At 65.5% G+C, this 24,472-nt stretch carries 23 protein-coding genes; 15 read left to right on the forward strand and 8 right to left on the reverse strand.

Translation table 11 applies throughout. The features are described 5' to 3' along the window. Positions 1 to 76 precede the first annotated feature (76 nt). Both MTX23_RS20140 and rplI read left to right on the forward strand, forming a co-directional pair. Positions 77 to 1,048 carry a DUF2232 domain-containing protein gene (locus MTX23_RS20140; RefSeq protein ID WP_280971950.1) on the forward strand — a complete coding sequence of 324 codons (972 nt, stop codon included), beginning with the start codon at positions 77 to 79 and terminating at the stop codon, positions 1,046 to 1,048. Between the two features lie 51 nt (positions 1,049 to 1,099). Continuing rightward, a complete protein-coding gene (rplI, locus tag MTX23_RS20145; RefSeq protein ID WP_280971951.1) occupies positions 1,100 to 1,702 on the forward strand; it encodes a 50S ribosomal protein L9 in 603 nt (200 codons plus the stop codon). A 39-nt stretch (positions 1,703 to 1,741) separates the two neighbouring features. On the opposite strand, the gene MTX23_RS20150 is transcribed toward rplI, so the two are convergent. The 3 genes from MTX23_RS20150 to MTX23_RS20160 form a co-directional block, all read right to left on the reverse strand. After that, a complete protein-coding gene (locus tag MTX23_RS20150) occupies positions 1,742 to 2,203 on the reverse strand; it encodes a PaaI family thioesterase (RefSeq protein ID WP_280971952.1) in 462 nt (153 codons plus the stop codon). Continuing rightward, positions 2,200 to 2,805, reverse strand: coding sequence for a TetR/AcrR family transcriptional regulator (locus MTX23_RS20155; RefSeq protein WP_280971953.1), 606 nt, complete (start codon positions 2,803 to 2,805; stop codon positions 2,200 to 2,202). Before MTX23_RS20155 ends, MTX23_RS20150 begins: the two co-directional genes overlap by 4 nt. 92 nt (positions 2,806 to 2,897) lie before the next feature. Beyond that, positions 2,898 to 3,848, reverse strand: a complete 951-nt coding sequence (locus tag MTX23_RS20160) for a hypothetical protein (RefSeq protein ID WP_280971954.1) — start codon at positions 3,846 to 3,848, stop codon at positions 2,898 to 2,900. Between the two features lie 255 nt (positions 3,849 to 4,103). Here MTX23_RS20160 and MTX23_RS20165 point away from each other — a divergent pair, with 255 nt between their 5' ends. Next, on the forward strand, positions 4,104 to 5,357 hold the full coding sequence (locus MTX23_RS20165; protein WP_280971955.1) for a cyclopropane-fatty-acyl-phospholipid synthase family protein: 1,254 nt from the start codon (positions 4,104 to 4,106) through the stop codon (positions 5,355 to 5,357). A 23-nt stretch (positions 5,358 to 5,380) separates the two neighbouring features. Here MTX23_RS20165 and MTX23_RS20170 read toward each other — a convergent pair whose 3' ends face one another. After that, positions 5,381 to 5,701, reverse strand: a complete 321-nt coding sequence (locus MTX23_RS20170; RefSeq protein ID WP_280971956.1) for a hypothetical protein — start codon at positions 5,699 to 5,701, stop codon at positions 5,381 to 5,383. A gap of 448 nt (positions 5,702 to 6,149) precedes the next feature. Here MTX23_RS20170 and MTX23_RS20175 point away from each other — a divergent pair, with 448 nt between their 5' ends. The 12 genes from MTX23_RS20175 (at position 6,150) to MTX23_RS20230 (ending at position 20,076) form a co-directional block, all read left to right on the forward strand. Continuing rightward, positions 6,150 to 7,652 carry a replicative DNA helicase gene (locus tag MTX23_RS20175; RefSeq protein WP_280971957.1) on the forward strand — a complete coding sequence of 501 codons (1,503 nt, stop codon included), beginning with the start codon at positions 6,150 to 6,152 and terminating at the stop codon, positions 7,650 to 7,652. 150 nt (positions 7,653 to 7,802) lie between these two features. Continuing rightward, positions 7,803 to 9,023 (forward strand): alanine racemase, encoded by a 1,221-nt coding sequence (alr, locus tag MTX23_RS20180; protein ID WP_280971958.1) that lies wholly within the window; start codon positions 7,803 to 7,805, stop codon positions 9,021 to 9,023. A 30-nt stretch (positions 9,024 to 9,053) separates the two neighbouring features. Further along, positions 9,054 to 9,824, forward strand: a complete 771-nt coding sequence (xth, locus tag MTX23_RS20185) for an exodeoxyribonuclease III (RefSeq protein WP_280971959.1) — start codon at positions 9,054 to 9,056, stop codon at positions 9,822 to 9,824. 718 nt (positions 9,825 to 10,542) lie between these two features. After that, a complete protein-coding gene (locus MTX23_RS20190) occupies positions 10,543 to 11,268 on the forward strand; it encodes a sulfite exporter TauE/SafE family protein (RefSeq protein WP_280971960.1) in 726 nt (241 codons plus the stop codon). Between the two features lie 282 nt (positions 11,269 to 11,550). Further along, a complete protein-coding gene (locus MTX23_RS20195; RefSeq protein WP_280971961.1) occupies positions 11,551 to 12,006 on the forward strand; it encodes a hypothetical protein in 456 nt (151 codons plus the stop codon). A 246-nt stretch (positions 12,007 to 12,252) separates the two neighbouring features. Further along, a complete protein-coding gene (locus MTX23_RS20200) occupies positions 12,253 to 12,861 on the forward strand; it encodes a hypothetical protein (protein WP_280971962.1) in 609 nt (202 codons plus the stop codon). A gap of 95 nt (positions 12,862 to 12,956) precedes the next feature. Continuing rightward, entirely contained in the window at positions 12,957 to 14,480 is a 1,524-nt protein-coding gene (gene radA, locus MTX23_RS20205; RefSeq protein ID WP_280971963.1) for a DNA repair protein RadA, read from the forward strand. Between the two features lie 171 nt (positions 14,481 to 14,651). Next, a complete protein-coding gene (locus tag MTX23_RS20210) occupies positions 14,652 to 15,287 on the forward strand; it encodes a CvpA family protein (protein WP_280971964.1) in 636 nt (211 codons plus the stop codon). A 34-nt stretch (positions 15,288 to 15,321) separates the two neighbouring features. After that, positions 15,322 to 16,845 carry an amidophosphoribosyltransferase gene (purF, locus tag MTX23_RS20215; protein ID WP_280978126.1) on the forward strand — a complete coding sequence of 508 codons (1,524 nt, stop codon included), beginning with the start codon at positions 15,322 to 15,324 and terminating at the stop codon, positions 16,843 to 16,845. 149 nt (positions 16,846 to 16,994) lie between these two features. Beyond that, positions 16,995 to 17,735, forward strand: a complete 741-nt coding sequence (locus tag MTX23_RS20220; RefSeq protein ID WP_280971965.1) for an SDR family NAD(P)-dependent oxidoreductase — start codon at positions 16,995 to 16,997, stop codon at positions 17,733 to 17,735. Positions 17,736 to 18,237: 502 nt separating this feature from the next. Then, entirely contained in the window at positions 18,238 to 19,464 is a 1,227-nt protein-coding gene (locus MTX23_RS20225) for an ABC transporter substrate-binding protein (RefSeq protein WP_280971966.1), read from the forward strand. A gap of 219 nt (positions 19,465 to 19,683) precedes the next feature. After that, complete coding sequence (locus MTX23_RS20230) at positions 19,684 to 20,076, forward strand: nuclear transport factor 2 family protein (protein WP_280971967.1); 393 nt, start codon at positions 19,684 to 19,686, stop codon at positions 20,074 to 20,076. A gap of 93 nt (positions 20,077 to 20,169) precedes the next feature. Here MTX23_RS20230 and MTX23_RS20235 read toward each other — a convergent pair whose 3' ends face one another. The 4 genes from MTX23_RS20235 to MTX23_RS20250 all read right to left on the reverse strand — a co-directional run bounded on the left by MTX23_RS20235 (position 20,170) and on the right by MTX23_RS20250 (position 24,328). Further along, positions 20,170 to 21,423 (reverse strand): MFS transporter, encoded by a 1,254-nt coding sequence (locus MTX23_RS20235; RefSeq protein WP_280971968.1) that lies wholly within the window; start codon positions 21,421 to 21,423, stop codon positions 20,170 to 20,172. Further along, on the reverse strand, positions 21,420 to 22,808 hold the full coding sequence (gene der / locus MTX23_RS20240; protein WP_280971969.1) for a ribosome biogenesis GTPase Der: 1,389 nt from the start codon (positions 22,806 to 22,808) through the stop codon (positions 21,420 to 21,422). The genes MTX23_RS20235 and der overlap by 4 nt, the downstream gene beginning before the upstream one ends. A 208-nt stretch (positions 22,809 to 23,016) precedes the next feature. Then, positions 23,017 to 23,568 (reverse strand): hypothetical protein, encoded by a 552-nt coding sequence (locus MTX23_RS20245; RefSeq protein WP_280971970.1) that lies wholly within the window; start codon positions 23,566 to 23,568, stop codon positions 23,017 to 23,019. 106 nt (positions 23,569 to 23,674) lie between these two features. Then, a complete protein-coding gene (locus MTX23_RS20250; RefSeq protein ID WP_280971971.1) occupies positions 23,675 to 24,328 on the reverse strand; it encodes a tetratricopeptide repeat protein in 654 nt (217 codons plus the stop codon). Between the last annotated feature and the right edge of the window lie 144 nt (positions 24,329 to 24,472).

The following is a 24,472-nucleotide window of genomic DNA, read 5'->3' on the forward strand; positions in this document are numbered from 1 at the left end:
TCCGGGTCGTCCGGTCGCCGATGGTTGGGGCTCTCGCAAGACAGCCTCTAACCGCTCGAAAGGAGCGGGACAGCTGATGATCGGAATATTCATCGTTGCCATTGCGGCCGGCGCTGCGTCGGCGTTGATGTTCGCCTCGATCATTTCGGGCGCGCTGATCTCGTTGCTGCTGTTCTATCTCGCACCGTTGCCGCTGATGGTGACGGCGCTCGGTTGGGGTCCGCTCGCCGCCGCGATCGGCGGCATCATCGCGGCCGCAAGCGTCGGTGCGATCCTCGGACTTCCCTACGGGATCGCCTTTGCCACGATGGTTGCCCTGCCCGGCTGGTGGCTCGGCCATCTTGCGCTGCTCGGCCGGCCGATCAGCGGCGCCCCCGCTGGCGATGCCGCGGAAGCAGCCCCTCTACAGCTCGAATGGTATCCAGTCGGCCGCATCCTGCTCTGGGTCGCGGCCTTCGCCGTTGTCACCACGGCCGGCACGCTGCTGACGCTCGGCTGGGACGCCCAGACGATTGCCTCTGAGCTGCGGCGCGGGCTGCTCAAGGTGTTCAGTGCCGGCAACGTGCAGTCCAGCGACAAGATCGAGCAGCTCGTCAAGCTGCTCGTGGTCGTCGCGCCGATCGCAGCAACGGTCGTAGCGATGGTCACGCTGACGGTGAACCTGTGGCTCGCCGGCAAGGTCACACAGATCTCGGGACGGTTGAACCGGCCCTGGCCGGAGCTGCGCTCGACCGCGCTGCCGCCGATGACGCTGGTCGCGCTGCTGGTGGCGATCGGCCTGAGTTTCGTCGGCGGCCTTCTCGCCATCCTGGCACAGATCGTCACGACCGCGCTGGTGATCGTCTACACCCTCGTCGGCTTCGCCGTGCTGCACACGGTAACGCTGTCGCTCACCAACCGCGGCTTCTGGCTGGGCTGCGCCTACACTGCCGTCGTCGTCTTCACCTGGCCGATCGCCGCGATGGTGGCGCTCGGCATTGCCGATACCCTGTTCGGACTGCGGCAACGCTACCTGCGCAGCAGGCCGCCGCCGCTGCCGGCATCCTGACGTCAGAACCAACCACTCAATCCAATACTTAGCATCTAAAGGAGAACGAACATGGAAGTCATTCTGCTGGAGCGCGTGGCCAAGCTTGGCCAGATGGGCGAGATCGTCCGCGTCAAGGACGGGTATGCCCGCAACTTCTTGCTGAAGCGCGGCAAGGCGCTGCGCGCCACCGCCGACAACCGCGCCAAGTATGACGGCATGAAGGCCGAGCTCGAGGCCAACAACATCAAGGCCAAGGGCGAAGCCGCCCAGGTCGCCGAGAAGATCGACGGCCGCGACATCGTCATCATCCGCCAGGCCTCCGAATCCGGCCAGCTGTTCGGCTCGGTCTCGGTGCGCGACATCGTCGCCGCGCTGGCCGCCGACGGCGTCACGGTGACGCGTCCGCAGGTCTGGCTGGACACGCCGATCAAGGTGATCGGCCAGCAGAAGGTCACGATCGCCGTCCATCCAGAAGTCGAAGCCAGCATCGTCGTGACGGTCGCCCGCTCCGCCGACGAGGCCGAACGGATCAAGCGCGGCGAGGACATCTCGACCCGTCAGGAAGACCAGGACGCCGCCGCCGAGGCGCTCGCCGCCGCCGGCGAATTCTTCGATCCGGAAGCCCAGCACGACGAGGTCGAGCCGGCCCCGGCAGCCGAAGAAGAGAAGTAAGCGCGTTTCCAACGTGCCACCGACTGAAGCCCGGCCTGATCAGGCCGGGCTTTGGATTCGTGCCGCCGCCGCGTCGTCGAGCATCGCGATCGACGCCAGCGCCGTCGCGGTATGCCTTTCCTTGCCATCGATCACGCAGAACACGTCGGCTGCGACCACCGCGACCTGACGTCCCGGCTTGATCACCCGCGCGCGGCAGATCAGGCGATCGCCCGACGCCGGCGACAGCAGGTTCAGCTTGTACTCCGCCGTCAGCGCGGGCTGGCCGCGCGACGTCGCGGCCGCGATCGTCGTGGCATTGTCGACCAGGAACGCCGTGACCCCGCCGTGAAACAGGCCGTGCTGCTGCAACAGTTCGGGCCGGCGGTCGACCGCGAGCGTGCAGGCGCCGCGCGACAGCTCCGCCAATTCCGCGCCGACATGGCCCATGAAGCCCTGGCGGCCGACATTGTCGCGGATCCGTGTCGCGATCGGCGCAAAATCCGGATCGGTTTCGCTCATGAAGTCCCTCCTGCTCTGTGCGCCGCTCCCGGCGCCACCACCGCGCGGATCGCGCAGGCGATCAGCGTCTCGACCTGTTCCCGCGGGTCGCTGCGGTCGCGGCCCGACAGATAGGCCCGGCAGAAGATCTGCGCCGGACCGATGATCTGGCTGAAGAACAGCACCGCGCTCATCGGCAGCAATTCGCCGCGGGCAAGCAGCGGCGCGCGCCAGCGCTCGATCCCGTCGGCGAGCCGCGCATTCTCGCTGCGCTGGGCGCCGCGCACCTCCTCGCTCCACTCGCTGCGCGAAATCTCGAACAGGAAACGCGCCTCGCGCCGGTTGCTCACGACCCAATCGAGATGGGCGCGGATCAGCCGCGCAACGCCCTCGCTCGCGCCGCAGGATGCATCGACCGAGGTCATGATCGCGGCGTGGTAGCGCTGCAGGATCTCCAGGAAGAGAGTTCCGGCCAGCTCCTTCTTCGAGGCGAAGAAGTGGAAGAAGCTGCCATTGGAGGCCCGCGCCCGGGTCCGGATCGCGGCAACCGTCGCGCCTTCGAAGCCATCCCGGTCGAACACCGCCAGCCCCGCTTCCAGCAGATCCTCGCGCGCTGTGGTCACCCGCTTCTCCTCCTAACTAGATCAACACTCTAGAGCATTACTCTAATTGCGGTCAAGAATTTGCCCGGCCTGTGAGGGCCGGGCTTTGGGGATTACTTCGACACCGGAGCTTCGGACGACCCGGCCGGCGTTGGAGCGGGCGCAGCTGCCGTGGCCGGCGGAGCTGCGGATGCCGGCGCTGGCGAAGCGGCCGCAGCCGGGCTCGGGGCCGGCGCGCCAGCCGCAGGAGCCGGCGAAGGCGATGGCGCGGCAGCCGGAGCGGGCGTCACTGGCGGTACGGGATCAGAGCGCAGCGGGGTCGATTCGCTGCCAGTGGCTTCCTTGGGAGCATCGACCTTGGCGTTGTCGGACTTGTCCGACGCAGGCTTGGCGTTCGCCGGCTTCTCGCTCTCGCCCTTCTGTTGGCTCCTGGCGGCCCTGGACTCGTCGTTCGGCGTCTCGCCCTTTGCTGCCTCGCCGGGCTTCTCCTCACTAGGCTTGCCGCGACGACCGCGCTTATGGCGGGAGGGCTTGCCCTCGCCCGCGGCCGGCGGCTCACCCTCGGCGGGTCTAACGCCTTCGGGCGCCTCGCTCGGGCGCGCCATGCGCTTGCCCCTGCGGTGAGGATGACCCTCGCCCGGCGTCAAGCCGTCCGCGTCCGGCCGCGCCGCCTCTTGCGGCGCTGCACTGGGCTGCCGCCGGGGGCCCGAACGCTCCGCCTGATCCGGCGATTGCCTCGCCTCGTGCCGACCGTCCTTGGCTCCCTTGGGCTGATCCTTCGCCTGGTAGCGCGGGTCGTTGGCGCCGTTCGAAATCAGATAGGACGCGAGCACCCCGGCCATGTCGCTGGACGTCGTGTAGTGCTGGCGCAGGAAGCCCGGCAGCGAGGACGCCGGCACGGTCTTGAGCAGGCCGCGCGGGCTCTTGTGGCACGCCGTGCAGGTGCTCGAGAAGATTTGGGAGGGGCTCTTGCCGGCCTCGAGGTTTTGCGCTTGCGCGGTTGCTGCCGGAAGGCAGCCAATCAAAAGCGTCACCGCCGCCAGACTGAGGGCTCGGCTCAACATTCCCTTAAGTCTCCAGATTCCGGAAAATCGCCGCCGGGGTCCATGGCGACGGTCACCTTTTATCCGATTATCGCGCGAATGGAAGCGCGTCCATGATGCACACACGGTATTGTCACATTTCGGAATATCGGCTTTGACCACAATGCAATAGCGCGATCTAATTCCCTGCCTATGTTTGTAGCGATGGGGACACATCGGGGCACACCGCTCCGGTTGTGTCGGGCGCAAGCAGCTTGCCGTTCCGTTGGTGTATCGATGGATCGATTGTTGCGATACTTCTTGGGGCACTTCGTTCGGCGCGGTTCGATCACGTTCACGACCGCAAGCGGAATGAAATTCACCTGCGGCGACGGAAGCGGCATACCGGTTGCCGTCCGTTTCACGAGCACCGCGGCTGAAGCCCGCGTTCTCCTCGATCCAGAGCTCTATCTCGGCGAAGCCTACATGGACGGCACGTTCGTGGTGGAACAAGGCACCATCGCGGATGCGCTGGCGGTCCTGATGGGCCAAGCCAAAATACTGCCGAACTATGCCCGACTGCAGTCGGGCCTGCGCTTCCTCGGACGGCGCATCCAGCAGCTCAATGTCCGGGGCCGGTCCAGGAACAACGTCGCCCGCCACTACGATCTCGATGGGCGCCTCTACTCGCTCTTCCTCGACGCCGACAAGCAATATAGTTGCGCCTATTTCGAGACGCCCGACGCGACGCTGGACGATGCTCAGCTCGCCAAGAAGCGCCACCTCACCGCCAAGCTTCTGGTGCGGCCCGGCGATCGCGTCCTCGACATCGGCTCCGGCTGGGGCGGACTTGGGCTTTATCTCGCCGAAATGACCGGCGCCGACGTCACCGGCGTCACGCTGTCGACCGAACAGCTGCAGATTTCCAATGCCCGCGCCGCCGAGCGCAACCTTGCCCAGTCGGCGCGTTTCCTGCTGCAGGACTATCGCGACATCCCCGGCCCGTTCGACCGCATCATCTCGGTCGGCATGTTCGAGCATGTCGGGGTGGCCTTCTACGAGACCTTCTTCGAGCGCTGCGCCGAGCTCCTGAGCAACGACGGCGTCATGATGCTGCATTCGATCGGCCGCTCGACCGGTCCCGACGTCACCAGCCCTTGGATCAGGAAATACATCTTCCCCGGCGGCTACATCCCGGCCCTCTCCGAGGTCATGCCCGCGATCGAGAAAGCCGGACTGCTCGTCTGCGACATGGAGATCCTGCGCCTGCACTACGCCGAGACGCTGAAGGCGTGGCGCGACCGGTTCATGGCGCGGCGCGAGGAGGCCGTCCGGCTGTACGACGAGCGCTTTGCCCGGATGTGGGAGTTCTATCTGGCGGCGGCGGAGATGTCGTTCCGCGTGCAGAACATGATGAACTTCCAGCTGCAACTCACCAAGCGGCAGGGCGTTGTGCCGATGACGCGCGACTATATCGGGCGCGAGGAAGCGCGGCTGCGGCTCAAGGAGGCGGACGCCGCCACGCCCCGGCTGCAGCTCGCCGGCGAGTAAGTCTGACGAAAAGACGAGAGCGGCTACTTGCGAAGGTTGTAGGCCGACCCGTATTGGGCGAAGGCCGATGCCGGGCGCGCCAGATGGGCCGAAACCGCTGAAATCAGGTTGGCATCGCAGGGAACGCTGCGGGTCTCTGGGCGAGCGGCCTGCTCCATGGCCTCGATCAGCCTCGCCAGCCAGCGCCGGTCGAGGCTTTCCGCCCGGCCGACCACACACCGCGATGTCTGAAACTCCTGCGCCATCGTCGCCGTATCTTCGCTGAGCGACAACAACCCGGAAATCACCAGGTCGTTCCCGCAACCATGCCGCAAATAAAATGCGGCAGGTGTGACCTGCTTCACAGAGGCCCTGTCCGGTTCGTCGTAGTGGTCCGGTATGAGTCGAGAAACATACCGATCGATGTTGGACCCGCAGCGCGATATCGTGACCGACTACGCCTTGATCGCAACCGGCGTGGCGGCAGCCTTGATCGCACTGGCCTTCCTCATCCTCGTCTGAAGAATCGGAACGAACGGCCACCTCGCCTTCTGATGGGTGCGCCAGCCCGGCAAAAGGTTCAGGCCGCGTCCAACTCTCGCCAACGACACCGCTCCCCAGCCCCGCCCTCCCCGGTTCTCGACGAATCCCCGTCAAGCCGAATGCGTCCTGCCGTCCGGGATTCACACCATGCGTTGTGTGAATCGTGCATAAGGCACATCCCGCCTTTCGCTTCGTGCCGGGCTGGCGCTTGATCGCGGCCCCACATCCGAAAATCCCAGTAACGACGAAATCAGAAGAATAAGCTCGTCCATGGCCTTGATTGATTCGAACGTCCACACGCTCGCGCCTGACGCCGGAACACCGGCGTACCGGAGTGCACCGCACAACATCGAAGCGGAGCAGAGCCTTCTGGGCGCGATCCTGGTCAATAATGACGCCTTCTACCGGGTCTCGGACTTCCTGGAGCCGAAGCACTTCTTCGAAACCATCCACCAGCAGATCTACGAAACTGCCGGAAGTCTGATCCGGATGGGTAAGGTCGCGACCCCCATCACGCTGAAGACTTTCCTGCCCGCCGATCTCGACATAGGCGGCATGACGGTCAGCCAATACCTCGCCCGGCTTGCCGCCGAGGCGACCACCATCATCAACGCGCAGGATTACGGCCGCACGATCTATGACCTCTGCCTGCGCCGCGACCTGATCCGGATCGGCGAAGAGATCGTCAACGTCGCCTACGACGCGCCGGTGGATTTCGCTCCCCGCGCGCAGATCGAGGATGCCGAACGGCAGCTCTACTCGCTCGCCGAGACCGGCCGCTATGACGGCGGCTTCCAGCGCTTCTCGCAGGCCCTCACGGTTGCCGTCGACATGGCGGCGAAGGCGTTCCAGCGCGACGGCAAGCTGTCGGGCATCTCGACCGGCCTGCGCGACCTCGACGCCCGGATGGGCGGCTTGCAGCCGTCCGACCTCATCGTTCTCGCCGGCCGCCCCGGCATGGGCAAGACGTCGCTGGCGACCAACATCGCCTACAACATCGCAAAGGCCTACGTGCCGGAGGTGCAGGCGGACGGCACCACCAAGGCCGTCAACGGCGGCGCCGTCGGCTTCTTCTCCTGCGAAATGAGCGGCGAGCAGCTCGCCACCCGTATTCTGGCCGAGCGCACCGGCATCCCCTCGAGCCTGATCCGCCGTGGCGGCATCACCGAAATGGACTTCGAGAAGATCCGCGACTGCTCGATCGAGCTGCAGTCGCTGCCGTTCTATGTCGACGAGACCGGCGGCCTGTCGATCTCGCAGCTCACCGCCCGCGCCCGCCGTCTCAAGCGGCAGAAGGGCCTCGACCTGATCGTGATCGACTACATCCAGCTGCTGCAAGGCTCGGGCAAGCGCGGCAACGATAACCGCGTGCAGGAAATCACCGAGATCACCACCAGCCTGAAGGCACTGGCGAAGGAATTGAACGTCCCGGTGATTGCGCTGTCGCAGCTTTCGCGTCAGGTCGAAAACCGCGACGACAAGCGGCCGCAGCTCTCCGACCTTCGTGAATCCGGCTCGATCGAGCAGGACGCCGACGTCGTGATGTTCGTCTATCGCGAGGAATACTACCTCGCGAACAAGGAGCCGCGCCCCGGCACCCCCGAACATGAGAAGTGGCAGACCGAGATGGGCCTCGCCCACGGCAAGGCCGAAGTCATCATCGGCAAGCAGCGCCACGGCCCGACCGGAACCGTCGAACTGCACTTCGAAGCCAGCGTCACCCGGTTCGGCGATCTCGCGCCCGACGGCCAGGTTCCGGATCGCGGCTACTAAAGCGTTGTCGAGCGAGGTGGATACCGGTTCGCGTAAAGAGAACGCGTCAGAACAAGAAGCGAGAGCCCCGCGCCGATACCATCGGAACGGAAGTGGCTTTACCGACCTGACGCGGTTGAACGCCGGAAGCCCCGCGCGTACAACTGCCGCATGAACATCGTGACCGACGCGAAATCGCAGCTGACGCCCGAAGCCAACCTGCTGGCGGCCGATCCGGCCGCCACCGGCATCCTCACCGTCGACCTCGACGCCATCGTCGCCAACTGGCGCAGGCTCGAGAAGACCGCGATCCCGGCCGAATGCGCCGCCGTGGTCAAGGCCAACGCCTATGGCTGCGGCGCCGAGCAGGTTGCGCGCGCGCTCGCCAATGCCGGTTGCAAGACCTTCTTCGTCGCCACAGTGGATGAGGCCGCCGTCGTGCGCGCGGCAGCTCCCCAGGCCACCATCTATTCGCTCGGCGGCTTCTTCCAGAACACCGGCGACCGCTACGCCAAGATCGATTGCAAGCCTGTGATCGGCGACCTTAACGAACTCGCCGAATGGGACGTGTTCTGCCGCCGCTCCGGCTGGTCCGGCGGCGCGGCGATCCATATCGATACCGGAATGAACCGGCTCGGGCTCACGGTCAGCGAGGCGCAGGGCATCATCCCGCGCATCAATGCCGGCGATCACGGCATCGCGCTGGTGATGAGCCACCTCGCCTCCGCCGAGTTGCTCAACAATCCCACCAACGCCAGGCAGCTTGCGACCTTCCGGGAGATCGCGAGCCTGTTCACGGGCGTGCCAGCCTCGCTCGCGAACTCGTCCGGCGTCTTCCTCGGCCCGCATTTCCAGTTCGACATCGTACGGCCCGGCGCGGCGCTTTATGGCGTGAACCCGACGCCGGAGGCCGACAACCCGATGCAGCAGGTGGTCGACCTCAAGGCGCGCATCGTGCAGATCCGCAACATCGATCGCGGCGAGACCGTCGGCTATGGCGGTACCTGGACCGCGCGACGGCCGACCCGGCTCGCCATCATCGCAGCCGGCTATGCCGACGGTTATTTCCGCGCCGCCAGCGCCAATGACGGCACCCGCGGCGCCGAAGTGGTAGTCGCCGGCAAGCGCTGCCCGATCGCAGGCCGCGTCTCTATGGACCTGATCGCGGTCGACATCACCGATCTCGACCAGAACGCCGCGCGCCGCGGCCACATGGTGACGCTGATCGGCGAAGGCATCACGGTCGACGAGATCGCGCACCATTTCGGCACGATCGGCTATGAGGTGCTGACCAGCCTCGGCCGCCGCTTCGCGCGGGTCTACAAGGGCGGCGGTGCCGCTGCCGAGCCGGTGGCGCCAGCGCCGGCTGCGTCTGTCGCGGCATCGAGCTGACCGCGGAAGGGTTCGCGATCGCTTGGACGCATGAAGATCGCGACCTTCAACATCAACAACATCAATCGCCGCCTGCCAAACCTGTTGCGCTGGCTGCACGCGGCGAAACCCGACGTCGTCAGCCTGCAGGAGCTCAAGGCGAGCGAGGCCGAGTTTCCGCATGCAGCGATCGAGAACGCCGGCTATGGCGCAGTGTGGCAGGGACAGAAGACGTGGAACGGCGTTGCGATCCTCGCGCGCAAGACCAGGCCGGTGCTGATCCGTACCGCCCTGCCCGGCGACCGCGACGACCATGAGGCACGCTACATCGAGGCCGCGGTGCGCGGCATCGTCGTCACCAGCCTCTATCTGCCGAACGGCAATCCGCAGCCCGGACCGAAGTTCGACTACAAGCTCGCCTGGTTCAAGCGGCTGCGCACGCACGCCGCCAAGCTGCTCAAGCAGGACGTTCCGGTCGTGCTCGCCGGCGACTACAACGTCGCGCCTGATACGCTCGACATCTATCCGACCCGCTCCTGGGACAACGACGCGCTGATCCAGCCGAAGAGCCGCGCCGCGTTCAAGGCGCTGGTCGACCAGGGCTGGTGCGATGCGATCCGCACGCTGCATCCTGACGCGCCGATGTTCACCTTCTGGGACTACAAGCGCAACCGCTGGCCACGCGATGCCGGCTTGCGGCTCGATCATCTCCTGCTCAGCCCCGCGCTGGCGTCGCGGCTCGAAAAGGCCGGCGTCGATCGCGACATCCGCGGCGAGGACAGCGCCAGCGACCATGCGCCGGCGTGGGTGGTGTTGAAGTGATGGGCTTCCACCGTCATTGCGAGAAGCGTTAGCGACGACTTGTCCGCCGAAGCCTCGGCGACGGCGGAAGCAATCCATCGCCCCGCCGTCATACCCCGCGCATGCGGGGTATCCAGTACGCTGCGGCCTCTCGGATCAATCACTGCTGCCCCTGGAATACCGGATCGCCCGCTTTCGCGGGCGATGACAGTCGTGGAGATATGGCTTCGCGTTCTCGCGACGTGAATCGTCCGAGCTTTGCATGTCGTTCCGCCCTCTCATCAAGCAGAGGGCGCAGGGAAAGCCGGGTGCCGATCGCACCCATGGGTCCCGAGCAAATGGAAAGCTCGGGAGGTAGGACCACAGGTGAAACCGGAAACACTCCGGCTTTCCCTGCGCGATGGTTTACGGCTTATACGTGCTCTCCCCGGCGAGACTGGGCTTTGTTGTCACCGTCTTTGCAAAAGCGCTTCGCGCTTTGCAAGGAGACACCTGCCACTAGGGCGTCAGGCCTGCACGATTTCGCCGTCCGCCTCATGCGTGCTCGTCAGTCACGCGCTCGGCGTCCACCGCATCTCGACCCAACACTCGTGACGATCGCGAAGCGCCCCTCAGACAGGTGAGACGGGCTATTCATACATTGAGTTGCACTTCTGTAAAACAGAAATATTTTTGATGCGGGGTCTTGCGCCGTCGGGCAAATCAGCGCTAGGGGCGGTCAACGGGTCGGAGTACGCGCGTGGGCTATCTCTTCGTCCTCATCGTCGGCCTGGTTGCAGGCACCATCTCCGGCATCGTCGGCACCGGCTCGTCGATCATGCTGATGCCGATCCTGGTCTATCAGTTCGGGCCGAAGCAGGCCGTGCCCATCATGGCGGTCGCATCCGTGATGGCCAATCTCTCGCGCATCCTGGCCTGGTGGCGCGAGGTCGACTGGCGCGCCTGCGTGGCCTATTCCATCACCGGCATTCCGGCCGCAGCGCTCGGCGCGCGGACGCTGCTCGCTCTGCCCTCGCGCGCGGTCGACGTCGCGATCGGCGTGTTTCTGATCACGATGGTGCCGGTGCGGCACTGGCTGGCGCGGCACAGACTGAAGGCCAGGCTCTGGCATCTCGCGGTCGGCGGCGCCGTGATCGGTTACCTCACCGGCATCGTGGTCTCGACCGGGCCGCTCAGCGTGCCGCTGTTCCTGTTCTACGGCCTTTCGCGCGGCGCGTTCCTCGCCACCGAAGCGGCAAGCTCGCTCGGGCTCTATGTGAGCAAGTCGGTGACGTTCGAGCGCTTCGGCGCACTCACCGCCACTGTGGCGCTGAAGGGTCTGATCGCCGGCGCGTCTCTGATGGCCGGCGCCTTCATCGCCAAGCGCTTCGTGCTACGCCTGAAGCCCGAGGCGTTTCGCTTGCTGATGGACGGCATCATGCTGATCGCCGGCGCATCACTGCTGTGGTCAGCCGTATTGCGCTAGGTCCCGCGTTGCGCGGCCGCTCGCGGACATTTCGCCATGACGATCGTCACTTGCATTCGATCGCCGACGCCTGCACCGTGCAATCCACAACGTAATTCTACGGGCTTTTGCCGTTCGATGCTGGTTAACTCGAAAGAGTTTTGCCGCCCGTTCACTCCCGGTTGTTTTCCCGGTTGCCTACACCTGATCACTCCGATTATGACAATCGTATTACTTGCGTTCGATCGTTGCGGAAAAAGGACTTTGCTCAGGCGCGGATTGCGAGATCGATCGTAGCCTTGGGTGCAGACCCAAGACCCCGGACGACACGCATCGTGCGCAAACGGCGGCGCCGCAAACTCAGCGGCAATTATTGTCGATGCCGCCCGAAGCCAAGGCCCGCGACGTATCGAACAGAATTTGGACGTCGCGGATTATTTGTCCGCGACAGGCAGGAAAGGTAGGCGCGTGATGCGCAAAATGATTATTGCAGCGGCAATGACTTTGACGGTCGCCCTCGTCGGCTCGGCTCTCTGGCCAACGGCAAAACCCGACGTCGAACATTTCGGAGACAGCGTCTACGAGACCATCTGGGTATGGCGCATTCCAGCTTACGCGCACAATCCGTCCTGGCGCGTGCACTGGCGCTGGAGCGATCCGCTCCGCGCAGAAGCAAGATGTTGCCGCGCCTTGCCGACCGGCTTCACGCCGCGCGAGCACTCGCCGATGCTGCTGTCGACGCGCGCGCTGCGCAGCTAGGAAAGAGACGACCGAACATTGACGGCGGTCGTCTCACCGGATGGCCTGCACCAACGTCTTCACAACACGCGTCGCCGTGCAAAAAATTCAGCGCTCACGAATCGGCATCGAGCGAATTTGATTCAAACTGGATTGTAGTTGTCGTTACTTTTTATCCTTAACCAGAAATTGCATCTTTGATTTACATCTGCTCGATGCGGTTTACCTTGTCTTCGCGGACCAAGCGAACTCAAGGACAACAACAATATGCCCCGGCCAAGCCTCACCCTGTCGCTGGCATTCCTTCTGGCTGCACCGGGCCTCAGCCTCGCTGCCGACGACACCAAACCGGCGGCGCCGGATTCGACCGTTGCGGCTAACCGTGTTGCATGTTCCCTGCACCGGAACGCTGAGGAACCTGCCGATCCATCGTCTACGTCGGCGATCCCTGAAAAGTTCGTCGCGCGGGAACATTTCGCCGAAGACATCTCGTCAAGCGCCGCCGTCAAGATCTCGTGGCTCGGCGCGACCTTCGCGCGCCGGTTCGCGACCAAGGTCGAGGACGATATCGGCGGCACTTCGTTGCAGACCTATGTCCTGAGCGCCGCGTCAAGCGACAAGGAGATCCTGGCGAAGCTGGATCAGGGCCACGAGAGCCGGCTGGCCGATGTCTGGTGCCTGTTGAAGCAGCAGCCCAACGGAAGCAGCGGCCCTCTCGAAACCAACGCCAAGCCGAATGTCTTTTACGTCCGCGATATGGCCGGAGAGCTCGGCGCGGTCGACGTGCTCTGGGGCGGCGTCGGATGGGAGATCGGCGCAAGCCCGGTCGGCGACAAGCCACGATGGTCGGCCGGAACGCGGATATTCTCCCGCTGATCCCCGCCGTCCGGCAGGTGCCCAATCATTGATGGATCGTGCTCGCCAGTCGAACCATGTTATGCACGGTGCTCGACAGTACGACTCACCTGCCCATGGCCAAGAACACAGTCTCCTTCGTCTGCCAGAACTGCGGCGCGGCGTATAATCGCTGGCAGGGCAAGTGCGACGCCTGCGGCGAGTGGAACACGCTGGCCGAGGAAGACACCTCGGGCTCGGTGCCGGTCTCGATCCGCAGCAAGCGCAAGGGCCGGACGTTCGCGCTGGAGTCGCTTTCGGGCAAGACCCAGGACGCCCCGCGCCTCTCCTCCGGGATGGCCGAGCTCGATCGCGTCACCGGCGGCGGCTTCGTGCGCGGTTCGGTGCTGCTGGTCGGTGGCGACCCCGGCATCGGCAAGTCGACGCTGCTGACGCAGGCGACCAGCATGATGGCGCGCGCCGGGCATCGCGTGGTCTACATCTCGGGCGAAGAGGCGGTGGCGCAGGTGCGGCTGCGAGCGGACCGGCTCGGGCTCGCGGATGCGCCGGTGCAACTGGCCTCGGAGACCTCGGTCGAGGATATCGTCTCGACGCTGTCGGAAGGCACGGTGCCCCGCCTGATCGTGATCGACTCGATCCAGACCATGTGGACCGACACCGTCGAATCGGCGCCCGGCACCGTCACCCAGGTCCGCGCTTCCGCGCAGGCGCTGATCAGATTTGCCAAGAAGACCGGGGCCGCGATCATCCTGGTCGGCCACGTCACCAAGGACGGCCAGATCGCCGGCCCCCGCGTGGTCGAGCACATGGTGGATGCGGTGCTCTCGTTCGAGGGCGAGGGCTCGCAGCAGTTCCGCATCCTGCGCTCGGTGAAGAATCGCTTCGGCGCGACCGACGAGATCGGCGTGTTCGAGATGACCGGCCTCGGCCTGCGCGAGGTCACCAACCCGTCCGAATTGTTCCTTTCTGAACGCGACCTCGGCAGCCCCGGCACGGCGGTGTTCGCGGGCATCGAGGGCACGCGGCCCGTGCTGGTCGAATTGCAGGCGCTAGTGGCGCCGACCTCGCTCGGCACACCCCGCCGCGCCGTGGTCGGCTGGGACCCGAGCCGGCTGTCGATGGTGCTGGCGGTGCTGGAGGCCCATTGCGGGGTGAAACTCTCCGGCCACGACGTCTATCTCAACGTCGCCGGCGGGTTGCGCATCCAGGAACCGGCGGCGGACCTCGCCGCGGCCGCCGCGTTGGTCTCCTCGCTGGTAAACGCCCCGCTGCCGACCGACGCGGTCTATTTTGGCGAGATTTCGCTGTCTGGCGCGGTCCGCCCGGTGGCGCAGACGCCGGCGCGGCTGAAGGAGGCCTTAAAGCTCGGCTTTGGCCGCGCCATCCTGCCCGAATCGGCCCGCGGCGAGACCGGCGGCGACGCCGGGCTGTCGCTCAACAGCGTCGGCAATCTGACCACGCTGGTCGCCGAAATCGCCGCGCGCGGTACGCCAAGAGGCGACCGGGGAACACCGAGGGGCAACAGGGGTGCGCCAAGAGGCGACCCGGGGGCGCCAAAAGCCGACCTGGGCGGCTCCGGAGGCCCTGATCCGGTTGAGAAAAATGCCACACCGGCCCGATTCCGTCGCGAGACCAGCTAAAGCGGGCGTGACGCGCGCGCGCCCCGCCGCTATACATCCGCCGCGCGGGACAGGTGGCTCTCCGGCCTTGTCGGACGCACCCGATGCGCCTCAGTTAGGACGGCACCGACATGCCGATTCGCGAGAGCCATTAACAGCGTACCCAAACGTACCAGCGGACCTGACCAGCCGATGCCCATAACGATACTTGATCTCGTCCTGCTCGGGGTGATGCTGATCTCGGGCCTGCTCGCCATGGTGCGTGGCTTCATGCGCGAGATCCTGTCGATCGCGGCCTGGGGCGCCGCGGCGCTGGTGACGCTGTATGCGTTCTCGAAGCTGCTGCCGACCGCCAAGACCTATTTCAACAACGACACGGTCGCGGCCGTGGTCGTGGTAGCCGGTACCTTCATCGGCACCCTGATCGTGGTCTCCATCATCACGGTGCGCATTTCCGACATGATCCTGGATTCGCGGATCGGCGCGCTGGACCGGACGCTGGGCTTCCTGTTCGGCCTGGCCCGCGGCCTCCTGATCGTGGTCGTGGCGTTCATGTTCTTCACCTGGCTGGTCCCGGACAAGCAGCGGCCCGACTGGGTGAGCGGGGCGAAGTCCCGGGTGGTGCTGCAGGGAACCGGGGATTGGCTGATGTCGCTCTTGCCTGACGACCCCGAGAACACCATCTTAAAGAAGTTCAAAAAGAATAAGCCGGACGATGATTCTGCTGCCGATCCCGATCAGGCGACCACGCCCGCGTCGGGCGACAGCTATAGCAAACCTGCCCGCGACAGCCTTAAAAGGCTGATCGAGAAACCCGCAGGCCATTGACTTTGACGGGCCCCAACGAGAGGCGATGAACGAGATGCAGACCCCTTCCGATCACGCCGACCAACTGGATCTCGACCTCGGCCCGATCGAATTGCAGGACGATCTCCGACACCCGGATCTCGATGGCGACTCGCTCCGCGAGGAATGCGGCGTGTTCGGCATCTTCGGCCACACGGAAGCCGCCGCCATCACCGCGCTCGGCCTGCACGCCCTCCAGCATCGCGGCCAGGAGGCCGCGGGCATCGTCTCCTTCGACGGCAGCCGCTTCCATTCCGAGCGCCGTCTTGGCCTCGTCGGCGACACCTTCTCCCGACGCGAGGTGATCGAGAGACTGCCCGGCAGCGCCGCGGTCGGCCATGTCCGCTACTCCACGACCGGCGCCACCATCCTGCGCAACGTGCAGCCGCTGTTCGCCGAGCTCAATGCCGGCGGCTTCGCGGTCGGCCACAACGGCAACCTCACCAATGCCCTGACCCTGCGCCGCGAGCTCGTGAAGGGCGGCGCGATGATGCAATCGACCACCGACACCGAGGTGATCCTGCATCTGGTGGCGCAGTCCAAGCGCGCCCGTTTCATCGACCGCTTCATCGAGGCGCTGCGCGCGATCGAGGGTGCCTACGCGCTGGTCGCGCTGACCAACAAGAAGTTGATCGGCGCGCGCGACCCGCTCGGCATCCGGCCGCTGGTGCTCGGCGATCTCGACGGCCGCCCGATCCTGACCTCGGAGACCTGCGCGCTCGACATGATCGGCGCCAAATATGTCCGCGACATCGAACCCGGCGAGATCATCGTGTTCGACGAGAGCGGCGCACACAGCCACAAGCCGTTCCCGCCGAAGCCGCCGCGGCCCTGCATCTTCGAATACATCTATTTCGCCCGGCCGGATTCCATCGTCGGCGGCCGTTCGGTCTATGACGTGCGCAAGGCCTTCGGCGCCCAGCTCGCGCGCGAGAGCCATCCCGATGTCGACGTCGTAGTGCCGGTGCCTGACTCGGGCGTGCCCGCCGCGGTCGGCTACAGCCAGTATTCCGGCGTGCCTTTCGAGCTCGGCATTATCCGCAACCACTATGTGGGCCGCACCTTCATCCAGCCGACCCAGAGCGTGCGCGAGCTCGGCGTGCGCATGAAGCATTCGGCCAATCGCGCCGCGATCGAGGGCAAGCGCATCATCCTGATCGACGACAGTCTGGTGCGCGGCACCACCTCGAAGAAGATCGTGCGCATGATGCGCGACGCTGGCGCTCGCGAGGTGCACTTCCGCCTCGCCTCGCCGCCGATCCTCTATCCCGACTATTACGGCATCGACCTGCCCGACCGCGGCGGCCTGCTGGCGGCCACCCACTCGGTCGAGGAGATGCGCGAGATCATCGGCGCCGACTCGCTCGCCTTCCTGTCGATCGACGGCATGTACCGTGCGATGGGCTACCAGGGGCGCGATCCCGCCAACCCGAAATTCGCCGACCACTGCTTCACCGGCGCCTATCCGACCCACCTCACCGACCAGAGCGACGTCGAGCCCGCGCCGCGCCAGCTCTCGCTGCTCGCCGAGGCGAGCTGACGCGCAGGAACACGCTGTTTTCCGTCATGGCCGGGCTTGTCCCGGCCATCCACGTCTGTAATACCCGCTCCAAAGACGTGGATGCCCGGCGCGTCTGGCGCGAAGACGCGCTTCGCGCTACCGGCCGGGCATGACGAAGAGAGCGGCTCATGACAAAACCCCTCGCCTCCCGTATCGCCCTCGTGACCGGCGCCTCGCGCGGCATCGGCTATGCCACCGCGGTCGCGCTCGCCAGGGCCGGCGCGCATGTCGTGGCTGTGGCGCGGACGCAAGGAGGGCTGGAGGAGCTCGACGACGAGATCCGCAAGGACGGCGGCAGCGCCACGCTGGTGCCGCTCAGCATGACCGATTACGAGGGCATCGCGCGGCTCGGGCTTGCGCTGCACGAGCGCCACGGCAAGCTCGACATCCTCGTCGGCAATGCCGGCGTCGCCGGTCCCTCCTCGCCGCTCGGCCACATCGAACTGAAGCCGTGGAACGACGTGATGGCGGTGAACGTCACCGCCAACTTCCAGCTGATCCGCTGCATGGATCCGCTGCTGAAGCAATCCGATGCCGGCCGCGCGGTGTTCGTCACCTCGGGCGCGGCCTACAAGGCCAACGCCTATCTCGGGCCCTACGCGGCGTCGAAAGCCGCACTCGAGGCGCTGGTGCGCTCCTGGGCCAACGAGACCGCCAACACCAAGCTGCGCGTCAACCTGTTCAGCCCCGGCCCGATCCGCACCCGGATGCGGGCTGCTGTGTTTCCCGGCGAAGACCCGATGACGCTGGATACGCCCGAGATGGCCGCCGAATTCATCGTGCCGATGTGCGCGCCCGACTGGACCGAGACCGGCAAGCTCTACGACTACAAGGCGCGCACGCTGCGGAATTTTCAGCCGCCGGCGTGAAGGCACTCCCACCGCCCGTCATTGCGAGGAGCTCGCGACAAAATTGCAAAGCAATTTTGCGCTGAAGCGACGAAGCAATCCATGCGCCCGCACTCGCGGAGGAATGGATTGCTTCGCTGCGCTCGCAATGACGCGGCCACAGCGGCCGCAATGCCGGCCAGTTGGCGCTGCTGCACGTCATGGCGGTCGACCAGAACGGCAACGTCTATACCGGCGAGGTCGACGGCAAGCGCATCCAGAAATTCAAGCTGACTTCCGACGCGCTGAAGTGACGACGGGCTGGATGACGCTGCGACACCGCGGCCTCGGCCACGTCGCCGCAGCTCAGCGGGGCCAACCATGATGCCGACGCTTCCCCGCCCGCCCTCCGCACTGTGCTGATTCGTCCGGCTTTATGCTGATTGCCGTTAGGCTTCAGAAAGGGTAAGCGGGAAACCCAACCGGCACGAAGGCTCCATCTCAAGAGGGCCGTCCGGATAATTCACAGTGGAGGGAATGTTTCATGACAACGACGTTCGTGCGGCGCTGCGCCGCGCTTCTTGCTTGCGCCGCACTCAGCCTTTCAACTTCTGCGTTCGCTCAGGACAAGACCGTCAAGATCGGCGTGCTGAACGACATGTCGAGCCTTTATGCCGACATCGGCGGCCCAAATTCGGTCGTCGCGGTCAAAATGGCGGTTGAGGATTCGGGCCTGCTGAAGAAGGGCTGGAAGATCGAGGTGATGAGCGGCGATCATCAGAACAAGCCGGATGTCGGCGTCAACATCGCAAGGCAATGGATCGACAACGACAAGGTCGATGCGATCGCCGATACGCCGAACTCCGGCGTCGCCCTTGCCGTCAGCAACCTGGTCAAAGAAAAGAACGCCGTTCTGCTCAATTCGGGTGCGGCCACCGCGGACCTGACCGGCAAGGCCTGCACGCCGAACACCGTCTCGTTCACCTACGACACCTACATGCTGGCCAACGGCACCGGCAAGGCGTTGACGAAAGCCGGCGGCGATACCTGGTTCTTCCTCACATCAGACTACGCCTTCGGCCATGCCCTGGAGCGGGACACCTCCGCGGTCGTCACCGCCAATGGCGGCAAGGTGCTCGGCAGCGTCAGGCATCCGCTCAACACAGCGGACTTCTCCTCCTTCCTGCTGCAAGCGCAGAGTTCGAAGGCCAAGGTCATCGGCCTCGCCAATGCCGGCGGCGACACCACCAACGCGATCAAGCAGGCCGCGGAATTCGGCATCGTCTCGGGCGGCCAGAAGCTGGCGGCGCTGCTCTTGTTCATCAACGACGTGCATTCGCTGGGGCTCAAGACCGCGCAAGGCCTGACGTTCACGGAATCCTTCTACTGGGACATGAACGACAAGACCCGCGCATGGTCGAAGCGCTTCGCCGCCCTGGCTGCCAAGAACGCGATGCCGTCGATGACGCAGGCCGGGAACTACGCGATGGTGCTGCACTATCTGAAGGCGCTGGAGGCCCTCGGCGGGAATCCGCATGACGGCGCCAAGGTCGTGGCCAAGATGAAGGAGATCCCGACCGACGATCCATTGTTCGGCAAGGGCCCACTACGGATTGACGGCCGCCGCATCATTCCGGCCTATCTGTTCGAGGTGAAGAAGCCCGAAGAATCCAAATATCCCTGGGACTACTACAAGCTGATCGCCACGATCTCGCCGGAAGACGCAGCCAAGCCGCTCTCGGCCAGCGAGTGCCCGCTGGTGAAGAAGTGACGGCGTAGGAAGCGGAACGATTTTGCTTACCTCGGCGACAGGGGTGGGTTGGCCCGCGGCCAATCCACCCTGCGCCGTTTCGTGCCCGCTCACACATCATCGCTTCGCAGCCGCTACCCTCGCTTGACCGACAAAATGACGCAAACGTCTCCTGTCGGATATGCGCCCTCGCCTTCGTCCTCTGAGCATCCATCAGCCAGCATTCGGAGCACGAGAGCGATGACGCAACAGGGCCAGACGGCAGAAATCGAGATCAAAGCGCTGATCGACGCCTGGACGGACGCCGTCCGCAGACACGACTATGCGGGTGTTCTCGCCCATCACGATCAAGACATCGTGATGTTCGACGTTCCGCCGCCGCTCCAATCGCGCGGCTTGGACCAATACCGGAAGACGTGGGATCTGTTCTTCCGCTATCACAAACCCTCGTACGCGTTCGACATCGAGGACATCGCGATCACGGCCGGCAACGACGTCGCCTTCGCCGTCGCGGTGATGCGGTGCGGCCCTCCCGACGCCACGTTCCAGTTCAGGCTGACGATTGGATTGCGCAAGGTCGACGGCAACTGGCGCATCACGCACGAGCACCATTCGGTGCCCGCGACCGAATAGAATTGTAGGGTGGGTTAGCGAAGCGTAACCCACCGACCTGCTCACCTCGGAGACAATGGTGGGTTACGCCTTCGGCTAACTCACCCCACGAAGCTACGATGCTATCTTCCGCGCCGCCGTCGCGCGCCACGCGATCGCGAGCGCCGGCAGCAACAGCGCACCCGCAAGGTAGAACGGCGCGCCGGGCATTTTCAGCGGCTCGCTGTCGCCGATGAAATAGGCGAAGGTCAGCGTGAACAGGAAAGGCCCGATCAGTTCCGAGACGCTCTGCACGGTGGTGGTGGCGCCCTGCAACTGGCCCTGCTGGTCTACGGCCACGAGCTGCGTGGTCAGTGCCTGGGTCGCGGCGCCCGAGACGCCCCACAGCGCCATCACGGGAATGCCGACCCAGAACAGGTGTCCGGTCGGCGCCGCGCCGAAAATCGCGAAGCCGGCGGCGCCGCAGATGAGGCCGAGGAACAGCGCCTTGCGCTCGCCCAAACGCCGGACGATCGGGCCGATCGCCGCGCCCTGCACGATCATCGCGCAGACGCCGACCAGCGCCAGCGTGGCGCCGACCGTGCCGGTGTCCCAGCCGTAGCGATAAGTAGCGTAAAGCACGAACACCGAGGGCAGCACGACATGCGCGAGCTGCGCGAAGAAAGTCGCCAGCGACAGGCCGGCGAGCGTCCGGTTCGACCGCAAGAGACGCAGCGCGCCGAGCGGATGGGCGCTCCGCCAGTGGAACGGCGAGCGGCGCTCGCGCGGCAACGACTCCGGCAGGATGAACAGGCCGTAGAGACCATTGGCGAAGCTCAACCCTGCCGCAACCCAGAACGGCAGCCGCGGATCGATCTCGCCGAGCAGGCCGCCCAGAGCCGGCCCGAGGATGAAGCCCGCGCCGGAGGCGACGCCGACCTTGCCGAACATCGCGGCCCGCTGCTCCGGCGCGGTGACGTCGGCGACATAGGCGAACGCGGTCGAGATGCTCGCCGACGTGATGCCCGAGATCACCCGCCCGATGAACAACCAGACCAGCGTCGGCGCCAGCGCCATCACGACATAGTCGGCGGCAAGGCCGAAATTCGACAACAGCACCACGGGCCGGCGGCCGAAGCGGTCGGACAGCGCACCCAGCACCGGCGAGAAGATAAACTGCATCAGCGCCCAAATCGTGCCGAACAGGCCGAAGATGCGCGCCGCGTTCGCGGTGTCGTTGTTGACGAACCCCTCGATCAGCTTCGGCAGGATCGGGATGATGATCCCGAGCGCCAGCATGTCGAGCAGAAGGGTGATGAAGATGAAGATCACCGCGCCACTGCACGCCTGCGGTGCATCCGTCGTGCCGTTGACCGCCTCCCCGCTCACGACGGCCGTTTGCGCTTGTGGGCGAACGGATTGGCCTTCTCGCGCAGCGTGATCCGAACAGGTGTCCCCGGCAGATCGAACGCCTCGCGCAGTCCGTTGGTGAGATAGCGCAGATAGGATTTCGGGATCGCATCGGCGCGCGAGCAGAACAGCACAAAGCTCGGCGGGCGCGCCTTGGTCTCGGTGATGTAGTTCAGCTTCAGCCGGCGGCCCGAGACCGCGGGCGGCGGATTGGCCTGGATCGCCTGCTCGAACCAGCGGTTGAGCGCCGAGGTCGGCACGCGCCGGTTCCAGACCGCATAGGCGTCCTGGATCGCGCTCATCAGGCGGTCGACGCCCTCGCCCATCAGGCCGGACACCGCCACGATCGGCGCACCCTTGACCTGCGGCAGCCAGTGATCGGCGTCGGCGCGCAGCGCCGAGATCTGGTTGGGCTTGCGCTCGACGAGATCCCATTTGTTGACCGCGAGCACGATCGCGCGGCCCTCGCGTTCGATCAAGTCGGCGATGCGCAGGTCCTGCTCCTCGAACCTGTTCTGCGCGTCCATCATCAGCACGACCACCTCGGCGAAGCGCACCGCGCGCAGCGCGTCGGCGACCGAAAGCTTTTCCAACTTCTCCTCGATTCGCGAGCGGCGGCGCAGGCCTGCGGTGTCGAAGATGCGGAATTGACGGCCCTGCCAGGTGATCTCGACCGCGATGGAATCGCGCGTGGTGCCGGCCTCGGGGCTGGTCAGCAGGCGTTCCTCGCCGAGCAGACGGTTAATCAGCGTCGACTTGCCGGCATTGGGCCGGCCGACGATCGCCACCCGGATCGGGCGCTGCGCGGCCTCCTCCTCCGAGACGTCCTCGTCATCGTCCTCCACCTCGTCATCATCCGCGTCGGCGCCTTCCGGCATCAGCGCGCTCAGCGCGTCGTAGAGCTCGCCCATACCCTCGCCATGCTCGGCCGAGATCTGCACGGGATCGCCGAGGCCCAGCGCATAGGACTCCATCGCCCCGATCTCGCCATGCTTGCCTTCGGCCTTGTTCGCGACCAGAACCACCGGCTTGTTGGCGCGGCGGGCGAAATCGGCAAAGGCGCGGTCGGTCGGCGTCAGGCCGACGCGGGCGTCGATCACGAACATCAGGGCGTCGGCGAGCTCGATCGCGGTTTCTGTCTGCTCCTGCATCCGGGCGGTCAGCGAGCCCTTGGCCCCCTCGTCGAGGCCTGCGGTATCGATGATCGTGAAGTCGAGATCGCCGAGCCGCGCCTGACCCTCGCGGCGGTCGCGCGTCACACCCGGCTCATCGTCGACCAGCGCGAGCTTCTGCCCGACCAGCCGGTTGAACAGCGTCGATTTGCCGACATTGGGCCGGCCGATAATGGCGATGGTGAAAGACATGAAACTATCCAAGCGCAACTTATCAGGCGCGAGTCAATGAGCTTCGGGTAGCCCGTGCCTGTTCTCGATCGGTGGCCTCATCCTTCGAGACGGCGCTTCGCGCCTCCTCAGGATGAGGGGCTGGATCCTCATGGTGAGGGGCGTGGCAGCGCCGCGCATCTCGAACCATGAGGCCGTGGGATGTGCACCGGGCCCAGGTAGTTCGGCGCTAGTGGCTAAACGAGCCGCTCGGTAGCGGCGCGGGGAACGGCGCGGCGGATTGTTGCGTGGTCTGGGCCGGGGCGGCGGGCTGCTGCGCCTGCTGGTCATCGGGAGGCGGCGCCGTGGTCCGGCGGCGAACGGCCTTTTTCTTCTTCGGCTCCGGCGGCAGCGCGACGGGAGCGCCCTCCTCGGACGCCGCGGCGTCGGGAGCGGCGGCCTGGCCCGCAGCAGGAGCCGGCTTGCCCCTGGCGTGCTTCTTCGCTGGTTTTGCCGGCTCGGCCGGCGGAGGCGCCGCAGCTGCAGCCTCGGCGGCCTGCTCTTGCTGCTGTTGCTGCTCCACTGCGCCCTTGTACAATTCCTTTGGCACGCCCTGCTCGAGGCCCGGCACGCCCTCGGGAAACACCGGCTTGCGCTCGCCCGGCAGCTTCTTCTTGGTGTCGAGGAAGTCGAGCAGATCGGAGGGATCGAAATTGGCCATGCCGCCACCACCGCAGCCCGCCAGCACGCTGCAAAGCGAGACGAGAACTGCGGCTGCGATCAAGCGTTGCGAGCGGCGCATGGTCGATCTCTCATTCAACTCAGGTTTGTCTGGGCATGATCTCCGCGCAAACGCTTCGCGTTTGTCGCGAGGAAAAACCGGTTCCCACTTTTCCGGATCATGCCTCTCAGCTCTTGGCGGCCGGCGGCAGCAGGGCCTGCAGCGCCTCGGCGCGCGAGCGCAGGCTCGGCGGCGAGTCGCCGTCACTGGCAATCTGGTCAAGCCACTTGCGCGCGGCGGTAGCGTCGTTGGCCCGCCAAGCCGACAGCGCCAGCAGTTCGCGCGCGGTGTGACGGAAGGTCGAATCCTGGGCGGTCGCCGGTTCGAGCCGCTGCAGCATGTTGGGATAGGTCGTGGTTTCCATCAGGAGCTGCGCGGCGCGGATCCGGGCCAGATCCTGCTCGGGCCGACCGACGCTGCCGTCGGCCGCGATCTCGTCATACAGCTTGGCGGCGGCCTGCTGGTCGCGGGTCGCGACCTCGGCCGCCATGCGCAGCCGCGCCAGGGTCCGATAGCCGTACGGCGCCTTGGCCGCGAGGTCCGCAAAGGCCGCTTCCGCCTCGGCATGCTTGTTCTGCTCGGACAATTCGACGGCGCGATCGAATGCCGCACCCGCCTCGGCGGCCTTCTTGGCCTCGAGATACTGATAGCCGCGCCAGCCACCCACGCCCGCGATGATCAGGATCACCAGGGCGATAATCAGGAGCGAGTACTTGTCCCACAGCCTCTTGAGCTGTTCGCGACGGACTTCCTCGTTTACTTCATCAAATAATTCAGACACTTAAGGCTATCCCATCCCCTCGGGACCGCAATTGCGGGCTGGGCCCAGCCCACACCCGATCCCCACACCGCCGCGGCGTTACCCTAATGGTGTGGCGGTGGCAAGGCAAAGCGAGGCAGATCAAAGCGTTAACCGTGGAGGCTT

This window comes from Bradyrhizobium sp. ISRA436, assembly GCF_029910015.1.
Taxonomy (GTDB): Bacteria; Pseudomonadota; Alphaproteobacteria; order Rhizobiales; family Xanthobacteraceae; genus Bradyrhizobium.